Below are 20,399 nucleotides of genomic sequence, written 5' to 3' on the forward strand. Positions count from 1 at the left end.
GGGGGAGGAGCTGAAAGTCCCACCGTTATTCCCGCTCTACAACTTCACCGGCTTTATATTCCAAATCTCATCGGCGTATTCCTGAATGGTACGATCCGAAGAGAAATAGCCCATGTTGGCGATGTTATGCAACGTGCGGCGCGTCCACTCTTCCGGCAGTTTATACAGCTCATCGACTTTATCCTGCGTATCGACATAACTGCGGTAATCCGCCAGCACCTGATAGTGATCACCGAGATTGACCAGCGTATCGAACAGGTTGGTGTAGCGCTTCGGCTCGGCCGGGCTGAAGACACCGGTGGCGATTTGCGTCAGCACCTGATGCAGTTCAGCGTCCTCCTCGAAATAGGTATGCGGGTTGTAACCTTTCTGGCGCAGTTCCTCGACCTGCGGCGTGGTGTTGCCGAAGATAAAGATATTGTCCTCACCCACATGTTCGAGCATTTCGACGTTGGCACCGTCCAGCGTACCGATAGTCAGCGCGCCGTTCAGGGCAAATTTCATGTTACTGGTACCAGACGCTTCAGTACCCGCCAGCGATATCTGCTCGGAAAGGTCGGCCGCCGGAATGATCAGCTGTGCCAGACTGACGCTGTAGTTAGGGATGAAGACGATCTTCAGTTTGTTGCCGATACGCGGATCACTGTTGATCACCGTCGCCACGTCGTTGATCAGCCGGATGATCTGTTTGGCGGCGTAATAGGCCGATGCCGCTTTACCGGCGAAAATCACCGTGCGTGGTACCCATTCGGCGTCCGGCTCTTCCAGAATACGGTTATAACGGGTGATGACGTGCAGCACGTTCATCAGCTGACGTTTGTATTCATGGATGCGTTTGATCTGCACGTCGAACAGGCTTTTCGGATCCACCACAATGTTCAGTTTCTGGGCGATATACAGTGCCAGCCGCTTTTTATTGTCCAGCTTGGCCTTGCGTATCGCCTGCAGGAAACTCAGGTAATCCAGATTCTGTTTCAGTTCCGCCAGCTGGCTGAGATCAGAACGCCAGGTCTGGCCGATGGCGTCATCAATCACCGCCGACAGCGGTTTGTTAGCCAGTGCCAGCCAGCGGCGCGGCGTCACGCCATTGGTTTTATTGCAGAAACGATCCGGATAAACGCGGGCAAAATCAGCAAACAGCGACTGCACCATCAGCTCGGAATGCAGCTCGGACACGCCGTTGACTTTGTGGCTGGCGATGACCGCAAGCCATGCCATCCGCACTTTGCGGCCATTCCCTTCATCGATTATCGAAACGCGTGACAGCAGGCCGTTATCGTTGGGAATTTTCTCCGCCACTTCTTTGAGGAAGTGATCGTTAATCTGGAAAATAATCTCCAGATGACGCGGCAGGATCTTGCCGATCATGTCTACCGGCCAGGTTTCCAGCGCTTCGCTCATCAGCGTATGGTTGGTATAAGAGAACACCCGACACACCGTCTCCCACGCGTCTTTCCATTCAAATTTATGCTCGTCGATAAGCAGACGCATCAGCTCAGGGATCGACAGCACCGGGTGCGTATCGTTGAGGTGAATAGCAATTTTGTCGGCCAGATTGTCGTAAGTATGGTGCGTGGTGTAATGGCGGTTGAGGATGTCCTGCACGGTCGCCGACACCAGGAAATATTCCTGGCGTAACCGCAGCTCGCGGCCGGAATAGGTCGAGTCATCGGGATACAGAACGCGCGACACGTTTTCGGAATGGTTTTTATCTTCCACCGCCGCAAAGTAATCGCCCTGATTAAATTTACCCAGATTGATTTCGTTACTGGCCTGCGCGCCCCACAACCGCAGGGTATTGGTGGCATCAGTGTCATAACCCGGAATCACCTGATCGTAGGCGCAGGCGATGACTTCTTCGGTTTCCAGCCAGCGGGTTTTGACGCCCTCGTGCTGCACACGTCCGCCAAAACGCACTTTATAGCGGGTGTTATAACGCTGGAATTCCCACGGATTTCCGTATTCCAGCCAGTAATCTGGCGCTTCTTTTTGCTCACCGTTGATGATGCTTTGCGCGAACATGCCATATTCGTAGCGGATACCGTAACCGCGTCCCGGCAGCGCCAGCGTGGCCAGAGAATCAAGGAAGCACGCCGCCAGCCGTCCGAGGCCGCCGTTGCCTAAACCCGGGTCATTTTCTTCGCCGATCAGTTCTTCGAGATCAAAGCCCATTTCATCGAGCGCGCTTTTCAGATCGTCGTAAATCCCCATCGCCAGCAACGCATTGGAAAGGGTTCGTCCAATCAGAAACTCCATCGACAGGTAATAAACCTGCCGGACGTCCTGTGAAGTTTGCGCACGGTTAGAACGCAGCCAGCGTTCCACCATACGATCGCGAACCGCAAACAGCGTGGCGTTCAGCCAGTCATGTTGCGTCGCAATGGACGGATCTTTGCCGATAATAAACATCAGTTTATAAGCAATCGAATGCTTTAGCGCTTCGACACTGACTGTCGGTGAGTTGTAATTAAACGGTGAAGTCATAACGTTACATTCCCGATCAAGTTAGCTGCGTTCAGGGGTCAGGACATCAGGCGGTTATACAGGGTGAGATATTCCTGTGCAGCCACCTTCCAGCCAAAATCAATACCCATGGCGTGTTGTTGTACGTGTCGCCAGTGCTTAGGACGGCTCCACAAAACAAATGCGCGGCGGATCGCATTTCCGAGCGATTTCCCCGTTGCTTCTTCAAACACAAAACCACTGGCAGTTCCGTCGGCCAGATTTTCCAGCGCACAATCGACCACCGTGTCGGCCAGCCCGCCGGTACGACGTACCAGCGGCAGGGTGCCGTATTTGAGTCCGTAAAGTTGGGTTAATCCGCACGGCTCGAAACGGCTCGGCACCATGATGACGTCCGCGCCGCCGATGATGCGGTGGGAAAACGCCTCGTGATAACCGAGCTGCACGCCGACCTGCCCCGGATTGTCCGCCGCTGCCGCCAGGAATGCCTGTTGCAACACCGCGTCACCCGCGCCTAACAGCGCCAGCTGTCCGCCGCGTTCGAGTAAATCCGGCAAGGCTTCAAGCACCAGATCCAGCCCTTTCTGGCTGGTCAGGCGGCTGACGACCGCAAACACCAGACGCGAATCATCCACATCCAGCCCCATCGCCCGTTGCAGATAGGCTTTGTTGACCGCTTTGGATCGCAAATCATCAGCGTCGTAACGCGCCGACAGCAGCACGTCATCACGCGGCTGCCAGATGGCTTCATCGACGCCGTTAAGAATACCGGTCAGGCGCCCCTGCATTTCACGCTCCAGCAGCAGCGATTCCATGCCGTAACCAAACTCCGGCCGGGTAATTTCTTTGGCGTAGGTCGGGCTGACAGTGGTGACATGGTCGGAATAGAACAGACCGGCTTTCAGGAAAGAAATCTGGCCGTAGAATTCCAGCCCGTGCATCTGGAAGAATTCGCGCGGGATATAAAGTTCATCGAGATGATGCGCGAAGAACAGCCCCTGAAACGCCAGATTATGCACCGTAAACACGGTACGTACCGGCGCGTTTCGGGCGCGGATATAGGCGGAACACAGCCCGGCGTGCCAGTCGTGAGAATGGACGATATCCGGCTTCCAGTGCGGGTCAAAATTCAGTGCCAGCTCGCAGGCCATCCAGCTCAGCAACGCAAAGCGCAGATGGTTATCCGGGTAGGCAAAAGACGATTGATCGTGATACGGGCTGCCGGGACGATCGTACAAACCGGGCACATCAATCACATAAATACCCACGCCATCAAAGTAACCCAGTGAAAGGGTGACATGCCCGGCAAAGGTCGCCAGCGTGCCGATGACCTGCGTTTCTCCCAGTCCTTTTTTGACATCAGGAAAACCTGGAATGAGCACGCGGACATCCGCGCCCTCCGCAATCTGAGCGGCGGGCAGTGCACCGGCGACGTCAGCAAGGCCGCCCGTTTTTAACAGCGGAAACAGCTCGGAACAAACATGTAAAACCTGCATTCGCGCTCCTGATTATCCCGGTCATCCCGGCAATACCGGGATGACGAAAAGTCGTACTTTCTAATATCTGTTTATAGTTTCGCCAGCATCGCGCGCGTGACCAGCACCACGCCGCCTTCGGAACGATAGAACCGGCGGCTGTCTTCATCCGCGTTCTCGCCAATCACCATGCCTTCGGGGATCTGACAGGCGCGGTCGATGACGCATTTTCGTAAGCGGCATGAACGCCCCACGTTCACATCCGGCAAAATAATCGTCGAATCAATGTTGCAGAAAGAGTTAACGCGTACCCGCGGGAACAGCACCGAATGCACCACCACTGAACCGGAGACAATCACGCCGCCAGCCACCAGCGAGTTCATGGTCATGCCGTGGCTGCCTGAGCGATCCTGCACAAATTTGGCCGGTGGTAATGGCTCCATGTGCGTGCGGATCGGCCAGTCGTGGTCGTACATATCCAGCTCCGGCGTGACTGACGCCAGATCCAGATTAGCGCGCCAGTAGGCATCGAGCGTGCCGACATCACGCCAGTACGGCGGCGCGTCATCGTTTTGCGTTACGCAGGAAAGTCCGAACGGATGCGCACGGGCAACGCCCTGACGGGTCAGTTTCGGGATCAGGTCTTTGCCGAAATCATGGCTGGATTCCTCACTGGCCATGTCTTCTTCGAGCATACGAAACAGATAGTCCGCATTAAAAATGTAGATGCCCATGCTCGCCAGCGCCATATCGGGATTGCCGGGCATCGCTGGCGGGTCTTTCGGTTTTTCGACGAAACTGGTGATGTGATAATCCTCAGTGACGCCGATAACCCCGAACTCGCTGGCCTCAGCGCGCGGCACTTCCAGGCAGGCGACGGTACATTCACCGCCCTTCTGCACGTGGTCGATCAGCATCCGCGAGTAGTCCATTTTGTAGATATGGTCGCCCGCCAGGATCACCACAAATTCGGCGTTATAGCGGCGGATAATATCCAGATTCTGATACACCGCATCGGCGGTGCCTTTGTACCAGTGCTCGGTGCTGTGGCGTTGCTGCGCGGGCAGTAAATCCACGAACTCGTTCATTTCTTCATTGAAGAAAGACCATCCGCGCTGAATATGCTGAACCAGCGTATGCGACTGATATTGCGTAATGACACCGATGCGGCGAATGCCGGAGTTCAGGCAATTCGACAGGGCAAAATCAATGATGCGGAATTTCCCGCCAAAGTGGACGGCGGGTTTTGCCCGGGTTGCGGTCAAATCTTTCAGTCTTGAACCACGTCCCCCGGCAAGGATTAACGCCACGGATTTCAGCGGCAACTGTCGTGCCAGCATGACCGGGTCCCGGTTGTCTAATGTCGCCATATCTGACTCCTTTGTTTTTATAATGACCGGCTCTGTGGAGTGAAATCTTGTAGGACACAGAGGGTTTTTGCTGCTGCCCGCCATTGCGAGCCTTCCATGACACGCCGGGGTTCCTCATCAAAAAGCACGCTGTTGAACGGCGCAACCGGCTGCCAGTTTCCCGGCGGCAGTTGCAAATCAACCTCGTGCAGCGAAGCATTGACGATAAGCAACGAGCGCTGAGACAGACAGATTTGCAGCCATTGCTGCGGCCCCTGTTCCCAGTCGCCGGGGCTCATCGGTTGCCCCTGTTGATTCAGCCATTGCACATCTTCACTGCCTTCCTGCCACCAGCGGTTTTGCGTCAGTGCCGGAATTTTCCGGCGCAGGGCAATCAGCGCAGAGGTATAGGCCGTCAGGCTTTCATCGGCATTTTCCCAGTCGAGCCAGGTCAGCGGATTGTCCTGACAATAGGCGTTGTTGTTGCCCGACTGGCTGTTACCCTGCTCGTCACCGGCCAGCAACATCGGCGTGCCCTGTGACAGAAACAGCGTCGCCAGCAAAGCACGCTGACTGAGACGGCGCTGTTGCAGAACGTGTGCAGACGCCTCCAGCCCTTCTTCGCCGTGGTTTTGGCTGAAATTTTCGTTGTGGCCGTCGCGGTTTTCTTCGCCGTTGGCCTGGTTGTGTTTCTGGTTAAAACTCACGAGATCGCGCAGCGTGAAACCGTCGTGTGCCGTCAGCATATTTACGCTGGCCCAGGGTTCGCGCTGTGCGGGATTGAATTTGTCGGCAGAGGCCGCCAGACGTCCGGCAAACTGGCCGAGAGAAATATCGCCGTGCAGCCAGAACTGACGCATATCGTCGCGCCAGATATCGCTCCATTCCGCAAACGGCGGCGGGAAATTGCCGAGCTGATAGCCTCCGGTGCCGATATCCCAGGGCTCTGCAATCAGTTTGACCTGCGAGAGAACGGCATCCTGCTTAATGGCGTTGAACAGCGGCGATTGCGCACTGAACTCCGGCGTTCTGCCAAGAACGGTGGCTAAATCAAAACGGAAGCCATCGACGTGACATTCACGCACCCAGTAATTCAGACAGTCAATTGTCCAGGCGATGACTTCATCGTCCATCAGGCGCAGCGTGTTGCCACAGCCGGTCATGTTGTTGTCGGAACCGTCTTCGTTAAGCCAGTAATAACTGGCATTGTCGATGCCCCTAAACGAGATAAATGGCCCGTCGATATCCAGCTCAGCACTGTGATTGAACACCACGTCGAGGATCACTTCGATACCGGCCTGATGCAGGGCTTTAACCGCCGATTTAAACTCATTCAGCGCTGACACACCGCCCTGTCCGCTGGCATAACGCGGGTCCACGGCGCACGGCGCCAGCACGTTATAGCCCCAGTAATTACTCAGCCCCAGTTTTTGCAAACGCGGCTCATCGGCATGGTGTTGCACCGGCAAAAGTTCTATCGCCGTCACGCCCAGATGCTGTAAATATTCGAGCATGACCGGATGCGCCAGTCCGGCGTAGGTGCCGCGAATGGCCGCCGGAATACGCGGGTGCTGGCGGGTCAGGCCGCGCACATGCGCCTCGTAAATCACCGTTTCGCCCCACGGTCTGGCAGGGGGTTTATCATCGCCCCAGTCGAAATTTCCGGCGACGACGACTGATTTCGGTGCGACCACGGCGCTGTCTTTATCGTCCGGTGCGTCAGTGCCGCCGGTAAAGCGCGCATTGTCATCCAGCACACCGTCAACGGCCCGTGCGCTGGGATCAATCAGCACTTTTTTCGGGTTAAAACGATGGCCATTTTCCGGGTCGAACGGTCCGTAAACGCGGTAACCGTAACGCTGTCCGGCTTTGGCGTCGGGCAGAAAACCGTGCCACAGATTGCCGGTGCGCCCCGGTAAAGGCAGATGCTGCTCGCTGCCGGTCTCATCAAAAAGACATAATTCCACTTTCTCCGCATGCGCGGAGTACAGGCAAAAATTGACGCCGTTATCTCTGAGATGCGCACCAAAAGGCGCGGGCTGACCAGCCGCGAGCTGTTTCATTCCGCCTCCCTTCGCAAATAGACCGTCGCCAGCGGCGGGATCGTTACGCTGATGGAATGTTCACGCTGATGATGACCGGTGTTTTCGCTGTAAACGTCGCAGCCGTTGCCGACATTGCTGCCACGGTAGAAATGCGAATCGGTGTTAAGAATTTCACGGTAACGGCCAGGGCGGCTAATGCCGATGCGATAGTGCTCACGTGGCACCGGCGTGAAATTGCTGATAACGATGATTTCACCGCCGTTTTCGTCGCGACGTGCAAAGGCGAAAATAGAGTTTTCATGGTCATCAACCACCAGCCATTCAAAGCCACGCGGGTTGTAATCCAGTTCATACAGCGGTGCGTTGGCCTGATACGTCAGGTTCAGGTCGCGCACCAGGTGCTGCACGCCGCTGTGCCAGCCGGTCGCGTCGTCCAGCAGATGCCAGTCGAGGCTGGCGTCGAAATTCCACTCGCGCCCCTGCGCAAATTCACCGCCCATAAACAGCAGTTTTTTGCCCGGATGTGCCCACATAAAGCCGTAATAAGCGCGCAGGTTGGCAAACTTCTGCCAGACGTCGCCGGGCATTTTATCCAGCAGGGATTTTTTACCGTGTACCACTTCATCGTGCGAAAGCGGCAGCATGAAGTTCTCGCTGTAGGCGTAAAGTACGCCGAACGTCATGAGATTGTGGTGGTATTTGCGGTGAACCGGATCGAGCTGCATATACGTCAGCGAGTCGTGCATCCAGCCCAAATTCCATTTGTAATGGAAGCCCAGTCCGTTCGCGTCCGGCGGCATGGTGACGCCCGGATAATCAGTCGATTCTTCGGCCAGCGTCACTGCGCCGCCGAGTTCCTTGCCAATCGTATGGTTGGTGTATTTCAGGAAAGAAATGGCTTCGAGGTTTTCACGGCCACCGTAATAATTGGGGATCCACTCGCCCGCTTTACGGCTGTAATCGCGGTAAATCATCGACGCCACGGCATCTACGCGCAGACCGTCAATGCCGAAGCGTTCAATCCAGTAAAAACCATTTCCGGCCAGATAGTTACGCACTTCATGGCGGCCATAGTTATAAATCAGCGTGTTCCAGTCCTGATGATAACCTTCTCGCGGATCGGCATATTCGTACAGCGCGGTGCCGTCGAACTGTGCCAGCCCGTAGGTATCGCTCGGGAAATGCCCCGGCACCCAGTCGAGGATCACATTCAGACCGGCGTTGTGCGCGGCATCGATAAAGGCTTTGAACTCCATCGGCGTGCCGAAACGACGGGTCGGCGCGTACATACCCAGCGGCTGATAACCCCAGCTGCCGTCGAACGGATGCTCGTTGACCGGCATCAGTTCGATATGCGTGAAGCCCATCCATTTGGCATAGGACACTAACTGCTCGGCCAGCTCGCCATAGCTGAGCCAGAAATTGTCATCGGTATGACGACGCCAGGAACCCAGATGCACTTCATAGACAGAAACGGGCTGATTCAGCGCATTCGCTTTCTTTCTGCTTTCTGAATGCGGCACAACATCCGGTAACTTACGCACGCACGAGGCGGTGTCCGGACGCATCTGCGCCTCAAAGGCATAAGGATCGGCACGCAGACTGACATTGCCACGGCAGTCGATAATTTCGAATTTATACAGCTGACCTTCGCGGACGGCAGGAATGAATAATTCCCAGATGCCGTTTTCACGGCGCTGACGCATCGGGTGACGGCGGCCATCCCAGAAGTTGAATTCACCCACCACGGAAATCCGGGTGGCGTTCGGTGCCCAGACCGCGAAACTGACGCCTTCGACGTCGTCCAGCGTTTGCGGATGCGCACCGAGTTTCTCATATGGCCGCAGATGCGTGCCTTCTGCCAGCAGCCAGATATCCAGCTCCTGCAACAACGTGCCGAACCGGTACGGGTCGTCAATCACATGGCGGTCCTCGCCCCAGCGAACTTCCAGCTTGTAACGGAACGCATTTTTACGACGTGGGATCAGGCCGACAAAGAAACCGCGCTCGTCATAACGGCGCAGTTCTGCCACCTGCTTGCCTTTTTGTACATCAATAACCCAGACCTGATCGGCATCCGGCAACAGGGCACGTACTTCCAGCCCGGCAGCGACAGAATGCATTCCCAAAAGAGAAAAAGGATCAGCGTAATGGCCAGATATAATTTGATTAATGACGTGCTGATCGGGAAGTACAGACATGCATTTCGTCCTATGATTAATTAAATCAATAAATCAAATAAAATCATTCAGATATTCAATACGACCGTAAGTTAAGTGTGCTCCCCTTTTTATCATTGCATTGTGATCTGGCGGTGCTTCAGTTTTGCCAAAAAATGCGCCAGTGCGCCTGTGTTCACAATTTCCAAATAAGTCTCTAATTCCGCTTCTCAAAAAGGCAGAGCTCTTCTACTAAGCATAGACAAAGATTAAAAAAGGCAGGGCGTTAAGGAGTTCAAAAATGGACAAATTTTTGAAAAAGAAAAATACAGTAAAAAGCGCTGCGGACGGAGAGAGAAACGGCGGAAGTTATTGAAGGCTGAAATAAAAACGGGACACCGTGCTGGTGTCCCGCGGGGGAAATATTTACAAAGAAAACAGGGCAGTTTTCACCTTACAAAAGGATGCGCAGCATACGGCGTAAAGGCTCTGCCGCGCCCCACAGCAGCTGGTCACCGACGGTGAACGCCGACAGATATTGCGGCCCCATATTCAGTTTACGCAGACGGCCAACCGGCGTGTTCATGGTGCCGGTTACCGCCGCCGGGGTCAGTTCGCGCATCGACAGTTCACGGTCATTCGGGATCACGCGAACCCAGTCATTGTGCGATGCCAGCATCTGTTCGATTTCTGGAATCGACACGTCTTTTTTCAGCTTCAGGGTGAATGCCTGGCTGTGGCAGCGCAGCGCGCCGATACGGACACACAGGCCATCCACCGGAATAATGCTGGAAGTGCCGAGAATTTTGTTGGTTTCCGCCTGACCTTTCCATTCTTCTTTGGTCTGGCCGTTATCGAGCTGTTTGTCGATCCACGGGATCAGACCGCCTGCCAGCGGAACACCGAAGTTATCGGTCGGCAATGTGCCGCTGCGGGTCAGAGCAGTGACGTTACGTTCGATATCCAGAATGGCCGATGCCGGGTTTTCCAGCTCTTTCGCCACGCTGCTATGCAGCATCCCCATCTGGGTCAGCAGTTCACGCATGTGACGCGCACCGCCGCCGGACGCCGCCTGATAGGTGGCGACAGATGCCCATTCGATCAGGTCATTAGCGAACAGGCCGCCGAGCGACATCAGCATCAGGCTGACGGTACAGTTACCGCCCACAAAGGTTTTGATGCCTTTGTCGATACCCTGATGGATTACGGCGCTGTTGACCGGGTCGAGGATGATTATCGCGTCATCTTCCATTCTCAGAGAGGAAGCTGCGTCAATCCAGTAGCCGGACCAACCGATTTCACGCAGCTTAGGATAGATTTCATTGGTATAATCGCCGCCCTGACAGGTGATGATAATGTCCAGCGCACTCAGTGCGTCCAGATCATAGGCATCCTGCAAGGTCCCAGACTGACCCGTGAAAGAAGGCGCGGCCTGACCGTGCTGAGAGGTGGAGAAGAATACCGGACGGATAGCGTCGAAATCGCGTTCTTCAATCATGCGTTGCATGAGTACAGAACCAACCATTCCACGCCAGCCAACGAAACCTACATTTTTCATAATATCTGTCCTGCCCTGAGGGTGATAACTGCTTAAAACAGCCTGAACGCGCGTTTGCACTAAGCGAGTGCCTGTTTTGATGCACTGTGCCCCGTTAACGCGCGGGTCTACCACCTTACAAAATGTAGTAGAAGTGGCAAGTGAATTTAATCAATAGTGCAGCCTTTAATAGCAGCGCAACTTATAACAGGCATTTTTTCTGAGGTAGTTATGACCGAAATGATTTCAGCAACCATTTTGCTGTTTTTAATTATGGATCCGCTGGGCAACTTACCGATTTTTATGTCGGTCTTAAAACATCTCGACCCGAAACGTCGCAGAGTGGTGCTGATCCGCGAAATGCTGATCGCGCTTATCCTGATGCTGATTTTCCTGTTCGCCGGTGAAAAAATCCTGTCGTTCCTGAATCTGCGCACCGAAACCGTGTCGATTTCAGGCGGTATCATTCTGTTCCTGATTGCTATCAAAATGATTTTCCCGTCGGAAGAGAAAAGCAGCAGCGGCCTGCCTGCCGGTGAAGAACCCTTCCTCGTGCCGATGGCGATCCCGCTGGTGGCCGGTCCGTCGATTCTCGCCACGCTGATGCTGCTTTCGCACCAGTATCCGAATCAGATGAGCCACTTAACGCTGGCCCTGTTCATCGCCTGGGGCCTGTCGATGGCCATTCTTCTGCTGTCGAATTTGTTCCTGCGACTGCTCGGCGACAAAGGCGTCAGCGCCCTCGAACGTCTGATGGGCCTGATTCTGGTCATGCTCTCAACGCAGATGTTCCTCGATGGGATCAGGGCGTATTTGAAGATTTAGCGACAGAAGAAACGAAAAAGGCGAGCCACATGGCTCGCCTTTTTCGTTTCTGACGAGAAAAACCTCGCGTTGAACTCTTACCCCGTGAGAGTATTATCCTGCCATCTTGAGTCATGGAATGAGTCATATGGAATATCTGGAGTTTATCGAAACCCCGACTTTTAGCCGCAAATGCAAAGAGCTGCTGACTGAGGAGGAATATCGCCAGTTTCAGGAATACCTCACGCATTATCCCGATGCAGGGGCTTTGATCGTCGGGACGGGCGGTTGCAGAAAAGTCCGCTGGGGTAACCATCGTCGGGGGAAAAGTGCAGGTGTGCGGGCGATTTATTATTACCTGTGCGCTGATGGTCAGATTTACATGCTGCTGGTTTATCCCAAGAGTGAGAAAGATTCTCTGACGGAAAGCGAAAAATCGATTTTGAAAAACATTGTACGAAGTCTGTCGTGACACAGGAGATAGACCATGACGAAAGAATTCTTTGAAGAATTGCGACAATCCGCTGAAGAAATGGTCGCGATCCGTAAAGGTGAGATGTCACCTGCGCATATCACGCGTATTTCCATGCCTGAAGTAAAACAAATTCGCACAAAAGCAGGTGTTAAACAGGATGAGTTCGCCCGGTTGCTTGGTGTTTCTCCCTCGCTGGTGCAGGCATGGGAACAACAAAAGCGTTTGCCAAATGGCGCAGCATTGAAGCTGTTGAAAATGCTGGAACTGAATCCGCAAATTATCCAGATGCTTAAAACAATTTAAAATGATGTAAAAAAGGCGAGCCACATGGCTCGCCTTTTTTATGCTAACAACGGGCCGTCAGACGACCATCGACAGCAACAGACATCCGCCCAGACCACACAGGGAGATGATGGTTTCCAGCACTGACCAGGATTTAAAGGTTTCGACGATGCTCAGGTTGAAGTACTCCTTGAACAACCAGAAACCCGGATCGTTGACGTGTGAGAAAATCACGCTGCCGGAACCGACGGCGATCACCATCAGTTCAGGACTGACACCAGTCGTTGCGATCAGTGGCGCAGCAATGCCGCCTGCGGTAATCGCGGCAACGGTGGCAGAACCCAGTGCGATACGTAGCACCGCAGCAATTGACCACGCCAGCAGGATTGGCGACAGGTTGCTGCCGTGCATCAGGGCGGCGATGTATTTTTCAATCCCGCTGTCTACCAGCACCTGTTTGAACGCCCCGCCACCGCCGATGATTAACAACATCATGGCGATGATTTTGATGGAATCGCTGACAGTCGCCATCACTTCATCCATCTTACGGCCACGGTTCAGGCCGAAGGTGAAGATAGCGATGAGTACCGCAATCAGCGTAGCCATTACCGGGTCGCCGAAGAACTCAGCGTAAGCCAGTACCGGATGGCCTTTCGGCAAGATCATTTCGCAGACGGCGCGGAATGCCATCAGAATAACCGGCACCAGTGACGTCGCGACACTGACGCCAAAGCCCGGCATTTCTTCTTCCGTGAAGGTTTTCGGGTTAAACAGGCCTTCCGGAACCGGTTTGTCGATCCCTTTCAGGAAACGCGCATAAACCGGGCCCGCCAGAATGACCGTCGGCACCGCCAGCAGTGAGCCATACAACAGAGTTTTGCCCATATCCGCATGGAAAATGGTGGCAATCGCTGTCGGGCCAGGGTGCGGAGGCAGGAAACCGTGCGTCACGGACAATGCAGCCGCCATCGGCACACCGACATACAGCAGTGGCAGACGCGCCGCCGCCGCCACGGTAAATACCAGTGGCAACATCAGCACGAAGCCGACTTCATAGAACAGCGCAAAACCGACGATGAAACCGGTCAGTACAATCGCCCACTGAATGTGTTCACGGCCAAACTTTTCGATAAGCGTGGTCGCGATGCGCTGCGCACCGCCGCAATCCGCCAGCATTTTACCGAGCATGGCACCGAAGCCCATGATCAGCGCCAGACTGCCGAGCGTGCCGCCTACCCCGTTTTTGATCGACGTGATGACTTTGTCGACCGGCATTCCCTGCATGATACCCACCGCCAGCGCGACCAGGATCAGTGCAATGAAGCCATTAAGCTTAAATCGGATCATAAGTAACAACAGCAGTGCGACACCCACCGCTACAATAACTAATGGCATATTCTTTCCCCTCATGCTGTCACTGCGGTATGGCTAAAAACCGGGTGACGCATTGTTTTTAATTTTCAACATGTTGTAGGAATTAACAGTGCAACGGGTACAGACCGCGACCGCTAAAACAGCAGTGCATTCCTTTGTGATATTAGTCACATCTCCATTTGTTACCGGTATCATGATACCGGTAACATGCTAATATTAGGACTCACTACGCAGTCAAAATGTTCATTTTGGGATAGAGATCATACTTATGGCAGGACAAAGCATCATTCTGATGGGCGTGTCAGGCAGCGGTAAATCCACCGTCGGCGCGGCACTGGCCCGTGAAATTAACGCGAAATTTATCGACGGCGATGATCTTCATCCCCGTGCCAATATCCAGAAAATGGCCAGCGGCACGCCACTCAACGACGACGATCGTGCGCCGTGGTTATTGCGCCTGAACGACGCGGCTTACAGCCTGCGCCATAAAAATGAAACCGGCATTATTGTCTGTTCTGCGCTGAAACGCCGCTACCGCGACGCGCTGCGTAAAGACAACGAAGGCATGGTGTTCATCTACATGAAAGGCAGTTTTGACGTGATTGCCGAACGCCTGAAAGCCCGCGCCGGACACTTTATGCCGACCGATTTACTGCGCAGCCAGTTCGATGCGCTCGAAGAACCGGGCGAAGACGAACCGGACGTGTTGCGCGTGAATATCGATCATAAATTCGATGGTGTGGTGGATCGCTGTATCGCGGCTTTGAAGACGGTACAGAAGTAAGACTTTAAAAAAGCCACAGGTGAGCCGTCGGTGGCGCAGCCAATTTGGATTCGGATGGAGCGCAGGCCCCGGAGCGTACACGTAGTACGTGAGGAGGACGAGCACCACCCGGATTCAAAGTGGCAAGTAAACCAGGCTCATGCAAATCAGATACTTCCACCCGCAGATATCGTAAACCCGACATCCACCATCCTCGGCACCACTTCTTCGCCGCGTAATCTCGCCAGCAGACGTTCGGCGGAAATCTGCCCCATTCTTTCGCGCGGCGTGAGTACGCTGGCCAGCGGCGGTTCCATTGCCTGTCCCATGTTGTGACCGTGGAAACCGGCAATCGCCATTTGTGACGGGATTTTCAGCCCCTGACGCTGACATTCAAAAAATGCGCCCGCCGCCAGGTCATCGTTGGTGCAGAAAATACTGTCGATTTTCGGCCAGTCTTTTTGCGCCTGACGCAGTAATTCCGCGCCCGCGCTGTAACTTGAGGAGCGGCTGGTCATCACGCTGTAAGGTTCCAGCCCGGATTCGCGCATCGCCTGCTCGTAACCTTGCTGTTTGATAATCGTACGTTCGTCCTGACGCGCGCCGAAATACACCACATGCCGATGGCCACGGGCGATAATTTGCTGGGTCATTTGTCGGGCGGCTTCGAAGTTGTTAAACCCGACCGCCAGATCGACGCACGGCGATACGCAGTCCATCATTTCCACCACCGGAATACCGGCCACTTCAATCATCTTCAGCGTTCGTGCCGTGTGATGGCGTTCGGACAAAATCAGCCCGTCGATATTGTAGGAAAGCAGCGAGGTCAGACGCTGTTCTTCGCGCTCCTGGCTGTAGCCGTAGTGCGCCAGCATGGTTTGATAGCCGTGGATATCGGTCACGCTTTCGATGCCGCGCAGCACTTCGGCGAATACCTGGTTGGTCAGCGACGGCAGCAGCACGCCGATGGCGCGGCTTTTCGCATTGGAAAGAATATCCGGTGCGCGGTTGGGGATGTAACCCAGCTCGTCGAGCGCCGCAGAAATCTTTTCCTGCAACGCACCGGAAACCTGTTCAGGATTGCGCAAATAACGGCTGACCGTCATTTTGGTGACGCCCACCTTGTCGGCAACATCCTGGAGTACGGGTCTTTTTTTCTTGATATTCATCAATGAGATGGTGCCGCTGAAAAGGTTAAGGGATCAGAGCGTGATGTTAGCAAACAATCGCGCAGGCGGATATCCGTTGCTGCGCGACATGAGAGGTTTGTCAGGAAGGTAACGAAAGCTGGCCGCGAACCGGTGCGCTGAGACTGGCGGAGAACTGGCCGGTCAGTAACGCCATCGCACGTTGTGCCAGTGTTTCCAGCGGATAGGCAATTGCCGGAACGGCAGAAACACCCGGCGGCAGCGTGCTGTCGAGGCTGAATACCATCACATTTTCAGGCACGGCACGCCCGTGCTGTGCAAGCTGACGGAGTGCATCCTGCGCGGTGGCATCGTCCGGCACCAGCAGCGCGTTGAACGGCACGTTTTGCGCCAGCAGTTGCGACAATGCCTGTCCGCCGCTGTGTACCAGCCGCCGGTCATAAGGCAGCAGGAATTTCTCCAGCGCGAGGTGATATCCCTGCAAAATTTGCCCGGCAGTTTCATGACTCTCCGGATTGATCAGCGCAATCTGCCTGCGCCCTTGTTTGAGCACATACTGGCAGGCGGTTTCAGCCGCAAAGCTGCGGTCAAAATGAATACTGCGCGCTAAATCCGCGTCCAGACAGTCAATGGTGATGACGTTTTCAGGCAATACCGGCAACGCAAATCGCGCGCCAATCACAATCATTGCATCGCACAGACCGCGCCCGATTTCGTCCATGGAATGCGTAAGGCTTGCTGCGTCGGTGGCAAACCGCAACAGCAAATACTTCTGATTCAGCCGCAGCTCTTTTTCCAGCGCGTGCAGATAACCGGTGGACTGGTTAATGTTTTCCGTCGCACAAATCACGCCGATACAGCCGGTAGATTGCGTGGACAGCGACTGCGCAATCACGCTCGGTTTATATTGCAGCGTTTCCACCGCCTGCATTACGGCCAGGCGGCTTTCCTCTTTGACACCGCGGCTGCCACTCAAAACACGGGACACCGTCGCTTTCGACACCTTCGCCAGCCGCGAAACGTCGTTAATGTTTGCCATGTCTTTCCTTGTGTTAATCGAAGCCGTTGTTTTTAGACACCGCCGCGAACCATTCGCCGCTTTTCTTCACCGTGCGTTTCTGGGTTTCCAGATCCAGCTGGATGAAACCATACCGGTTTTTGTAGGCATTCATCCATGACCAGCAGTCAATAAATGTCCACATATGGTAGCCGAGACAGCCGCTGCCTTCCTGCAACGCCCGGTGCAGCCATTTCAGATGCCCGCTGACAAACTCAATGCGGTAATCATCATCAATCCGGCCATCCTTTTCGAAGCGCAGTTCATGCTCCACGCCCATGCCGTTTTCAGAAATAAAACAGCGCGGATTGCCGTAGTTTTCACGCAGATTGGTGAGGATGTCGTAAATGCCCTGTTCGTAGATTTCCCAGCCACGGTGCGGGTTCATTTTACGTCCCGGCATCACGTAGTTATCGAAAAACCATTCTGGCATAAATGGACTTTCGGGATTGACCATACTGTCGCGGCACTGAATACGGCGCGGCTGGTAATAGTTGATGCCGAGTAAATCTACCACGCCCTGTTGCAGCAGTTCTTTATCGCCCTGCTGACAGGCCGGAAGCTGACCGTGTTTTTTCAGCAATTCCACCAGTTCCTGCGGATATTCACCGCGCAGCGCCGGATCGAGGAAACTGCGGTTAAACATCAGATCCGCAATATTGGCGGCTTTCAGATCTGCCGGATTTTGCGAGCGCGGATACGATGGCGTGAGGTTGAGGATGATACCGATTTCACCACCGGTATTGCGGGCACGATAGGCTTTCACCGCCAGAGAATGCGCCAGCATGGTGTGATACGCCACCGTGGCGGCACGTTTGAAATCCACCACGTTCGGGTAATGGAAGTCATACAGATAGCCGCCTTCCACCGGCACCACCGGTTCGTTGAAGGTGAACCAGTGCTTCACACGGTCGCCGAATAATTCAAAACAGGTATCGGCATAGTTGGCGTAAGCCTGCACGACGTCGCGGTTTTCCCAGCCGCCGATTTCCTGCATCGCCATCGGCATATCAAAGTGGAACAGATTGATAAACGGCTGCACGCCCTGCGCCAGCATTTCGTCGATCACCTGATTATAAAACGTGACCGCTTCCTGATTCACTTCGCCGCGTCCGTTGGGGATCAAACGCGCCCAGGAAATCGACGTGCGAAACGTGTTGTGGTTCAGCTGTTTCAGCAACGCGATGTCTTCGCGCCAGTTTTTATAAAACGTCGAGGTATCCTGCGGACCCACGTCGTTGTGAAAACGCGTCGGCTGCTGTGAATACCAGTGATCCCACACCGTCGCGCTTTTGCCGTGGCTCAGGGCTTCACCTTCCGTCTGCGGCGCTGAACTGGCACTGCCCCACCAGAATTCTTTTGGAAATGCGTATTTCATTGTCATCCTCGCTGTCCGTTAGCTTTACGTTTTTAACTGAATTATTTGACTGTTTAGCTGCTTGCCGGCACGGCATTGCCCGCCGTTTGTGCCGTGGCTTTTTCCGCTTCCTGTTTCAGCAACGTACGTTCATAGGCTTTCAGGAACGGGTAGTACATTACGGCTGATAACACCATACAGAACAGGCACATAATTACCGGACTGAATGCCCAGTTTGCGGCCCATGACGCACCAATGGGCGCAGGCGTTGTCCAGGGTGTGAGCGAGACCACTTGCGCGACCCAGCCCAGTTTGGTGGCGGTATACGCAAAAATTGCGTTCAGCATCGGAACCAGTGTGAACGGCAGGAAGAACACCGGATTCATGATAATCGGCGTACCGAACAGGATCGGTTCGTTGATGTTGAAGAAGCTCGGCACCACGCCCATTTTACCAATGGTGCGCAGATGCACGGCCTTGCTGCACAGCAGCAGGATCGCCAGCGGCAGGGTCGAGCCGACGCCGCCAATCAGCAGATAGTGATCCCAGAATCCTTGCAGATAGATATGTGGCAGCGGCTCACCGTTCTGTAACGCCGTCTGGTTCAGCGCCAGATTGGTCATCCAGAACGGATTCATGATGCCGGTCACAATCAGCGCACCGTGAATGCCTGCAAACCACAGCACCTGACAGATAAACACCGAAATCAAAATTGCCGGCAAAGAATCGGATGCGGAAACCAGCGGTGCCAGCAAGTGCATGATGGCTTCAGGAATAATCATGCCAGTGGTGGACTGAATAAACAGATTCAGCGGATGCAGCGTAGCGACGATCACCACCACCGGAATGAGAATTTCAAACGAACGCGCCACGCCGGTCGGCACTTCTTTCGGCAGACGGATAGTGATGTTGCGGCGTTTGAGCAGCGCATACACTTCAGCGGCATAAATCGCCGTCAGGATCGCAGTAAAGATACCTTCCCCGGAGAAATACTGCGTCGAGATTTGTTTGTCATGATACGGCGCCGCCACCAGCAGGAACGCCATAAACGCCAGCAAGCCGGTCATGATCGGGTCGAGTTTGTAGTGTTTACCGAGGCTTGCGCCGATGCCCACCGAGATGAAAAATGTCATCACGCCCATGCTCAGATACCAGGGCAGCATCAGCTGCTCGCGGTATTTCAGCGACAAATCCAGCCAGCCGCGCGCAAAACCCCAGGTGGTGTCCGGCGAGAAAGGCGGAAAAATGAAGACCAGCATGAATGAGCCGATAATCATAAAAGGCAACGCCGCGATAAACCCGTCACGGATGGCGATCACATGCCGCTGCTGACCGACACTCCCCGCCAGTGGCGTGATGTGTTTTTCGATGACGTTAACCATCGCCTGATAAAGGCCACTCATACGCGGCTTCCTTCCTGTGCGATCAGGCCGTAAGCGAAGTCGAGCACGTTGTCGCCGCGCTGCATGCCGTAATCCATCATGTTGATGGTTTCGACCGGAATATTAAATTCTGCGGCTCTTTTGGATAAATCAGCCTGCATGTAACGCACCTGCGGCCCGAGCAGCACGACCTGATAGTCGCGGAATTTTTCGTCAAATTCGCTGGCACCGAACGCGTCGATCTGCACTTCTTCGCCGCGCTCTGCCGCCACTTCTTTCATTTTGCGCACTAACAAACTGGTCGACATCCCCGCCGAACAACAAAGCATGATTCTTTTCATTTTGCTTCACTCCCAGATGATTTAGGTTCTGCCCGCTTTGACTTGCTGAGGGTATTTGAGGCGTTATGGAAACCGGTTTCCATGGTTTCCGCAGAAATGTGCGAGCCTGTTCATAAAATTTCACGGCGATTGTCCGGCGATGTGAAATGTTTCACATATTGAGCAAATGTCATTCGCGCAGGAAAAAAGTGTCGCTACAGGGAAAACGAATAACAATTATCACCGCAGCATGAAATGACGTATCAATAAAATATTTTACGGTGTCAAAAATAAAAACTAAATCCGATTAATATCATTCCCTGCGTTCAGTTAAAAATTGATATCGAATGATTTTATCCATTGAAGATTAATGAATACATTGTCCGGCATTCACCCCCTGTTTTTTTGA

Annotated in this window: 16 protein-coding genes; 4 read left to right on the plus strand and 12 right to left on the minus strand. The window is 54.1% G+C overall.

All coding sequences use genetic code 11. The features are described from left to right. Nucleotides 1-36: 36 nt before the first annotated feature. The 6 genes from glgP to asd form a co-directional block, all read right to left on the minus strand. The gene (gene glgP / locus UC15_RS15030; protein WP_112289189.1) at nucleotides 37-2,484 is read right to left on the minus strand and encodes a glycogen phosphorylase; all 2,448 of its coding nucleotides are present in this window, start codon (nucleotides 2,482-2,484) and stop codon (nucleotides 37-39) included. Between the two features lie 38 nt (nucleotides 2,485-2,522). After that, nucleotides 2,523-3,959 (minus strand): glycogen synthase GlgA, encoded by a 1,437-nt coding sequence (gene glgA, locus UC15_RS15035; RefSeq protein ID WP_112289190.1) that lies wholly within the window; start codon nucleotides 3,957-3,959, stop codon nucleotides 2,523-2,525. Nucleotides 3,960-4,030: 71 nt separating this feature from the next. Beyond that, the gene (gene glgC, locus UC15_RS15040) at nucleotides 4,031-5,308 is read right to left on the minus strand and encodes a glucose-1-phosphate adenylyltransferase (protein WP_112289191.1); all 1,278 of its coding nucleotides are present in this window, start codon (nucleotides 5,306-5,308) and stop codon (nucleotides 4,031-4,033) included. Between the two features lie 17 nt (nucleotides 5,309-5,325). After that, entirely contained in the window at nucleotides 5,326-7,350 is a 2,025-nt protein-coding gene (gene glgX, locus UC15_RS15045) for a glycogen debranching protein GlgX (protein WP_112289192.1), read from the minus strand. Further along, nucleotides 7,347-9,533 (minus strand): 1,4-alpha-glucan branching protein GlgB, encoded by a 2,187-nt coding sequence (glgB, locus tag UC15_RS15050; protein ID WP_112289193.1) that lies wholly within the window; start codon nucleotides 9,531-9,533, stop codon nucleotides 7,347-7,349. The genes glgX and glgB overlap by 4 nt, the downstream gene beginning before the upstream one ends. Before the next feature lie 412 nt (nucleotides 9,534-9,945). Next, nucleotides 9,946-11,049 (minus strand): aspartate-semialdehyde dehydrogenase, encoded by a 1,104-nt coding sequence (asd, locus tag UC15_RS15055; protein ID WP_112289194.1) that lies wholly within the window; start codon nucleotides 11,047-11,049, stop codon nucleotides 9,946-9,948. Nucleotides 11,050-11,259: 210 nt separating this feature from the next. Here asd and UC15_RS15060 point away from each other — a divergent pair, with 210 nt between their 5' ends. The 3 genes from UC15_RS15060 (at nucleotide 11,260) to nadS (ending at nucleotide 12,610) form a co-directional block, all read left to right on the plus strand. Then, complete coding sequence (locus UC15_RS15060; RefSeq protein ID WP_095923864.1) at nucleotides 11,260-11,853, plus strand: YhgN family NAAT transporter; 594 nt, start codon at nucleotides 11,260-11,262, stop codon at nucleotides 11,851-11,853. A gap of 127 nt (nucleotides 11,854-11,980) precedes the next feature. Then, nucleotides 11,981-12,304 carry a hypothetical protein gene (locus tag UC15_RS15065; RefSeq protein WP_112289195.1) on the plus strand — a complete coding sequence of 108 codons (324 nt, stop codon included), beginning with the start codon at nucleotides 11,981-11,983 and terminating at the stop codon, nucleotides 12,302-12,304. 15 nt (nucleotides 12,305-12,319) lie between these two features. Further along, the gene (nadS, locus tag UC15_RS15070; RefSeq protein WP_112289196.1) at nucleotides 12,320-12,610 is read left to right on the plus strand and encodes a NadS family protein; all 291 of its coding nucleotides are present in this window, start codon (nucleotides 12,320-12,322) and stop codon (nucleotides 12,608-12,610) included. 57 nt (nucleotides 12,611-12,667) lie between these two features. On the opposite strand, the gene gntT is transcribed toward nadS, so the two are convergent. Then, nucleotides 12,668-13,984: a gluconate transporter gene (gene gntT, locus UC15_RS15075; RefSeq protein WP_112289197.1), complete on the minus strand. Its 1,317-nt coding sequence runs from the start codon at nucleotides 13,982-13,984 to the stop codon at nucleotides 12,668-12,670. Between the two features lie 247 nt (nucleotides 13,985-14,231). On the opposite strand from gntT, the gene UC15_RS15080 reads away from it, so the two are divergent. Further along, entirely contained in the window at nucleotides 14,232-14,747 is a 516-nt protein-coding gene (locus UC15_RS15080; protein ID WP_112289198.1) for a gluconokinase, read from the plus strand. Between the two features lie 146 nt (nucleotides 14,748-14,893). Here UC15_RS15080 and gntR read toward each other — a convergent pair whose 3' ends face one another. From gntR to UC15_RS15105, 5 genes are all read right to left on the minus strand, one after another. Next, nucleotides 14,894-15,889 (minus strand): gluconate operon transcriptional repressor GntR, encoded by a 996-nt coding sequence (gntR, locus tag UC15_RS15085; protein ID WP_112289207.1) that lies wholly within the window; start codon nucleotides 15,887-15,889, stop codon nucleotides 14,894-14,896. A gap of 106 nt (nucleotides 15,890-15,995) precedes the next feature. Continuing rightward, on the minus strand, nucleotides 15,996-16,913 hold the full coding sequence (locus tag UC15_RS15090; RefSeq protein WP_112289199.1) for a LacI family DNA-binding transcriptional regulator: 918 nt from the start codon (nucleotides 16,911-16,913) through the stop codon (nucleotides 15,996-15,998). Nucleotides 16,914-16,926: 13 nt separating this feature from the next. Further along, nucleotides 16,927-18,309 (minus strand): glycoside hydrolase family 1 protein, encoded by a 1,383-nt coding sequence (locus UC15_RS15095; protein ID WP_112289200.1) that lies wholly within the window; start codon nucleotides 18,307-18,309, stop codon nucleotides 16,927-16,929. Nucleotides 18,310-18,362: 53 nt separating this feature from the next. Then, the gene (locus UC15_RS15100) at nucleotides 18,363-19,691 is read right to left on the minus strand and encodes a PTS sugar transporter subunit IIC (RefSeq protein WP_112289201.1); all 1,329 of its coding nucleotides are present in this window, start codon (nucleotides 19,689-19,691) and stop codon (nucleotides 18,363-18,365) included. Further along, on the minus strand, nucleotides 19,688-20,011 hold the full coding sequence (locus UC15_RS15105) for a PTS sugar transporter subunit IIB (protein WP_112289202.1): 324 nt from the start codon (nucleotides 20,009-20,011) through the stop codon (nucleotides 19,688-19,690). Before UC15_RS15105 ends, UC15_RS15100 begins: the two co-directional genes overlap by 4 nt. Nucleotides 20,012-20,399: the final 388 nt, after the last annotated feature.

Origin of the sequence: Rahnella sp. AN3-3W3, from assembly GCF_003263545.1 — a bacterium.
GTDB classification, from domain to species: Bacteria; Pseudomonadota; Gammaproteobacteria; order Enterobacterales; family Enterobacteriaceae; genus Rahnella; species Rahnella variigena.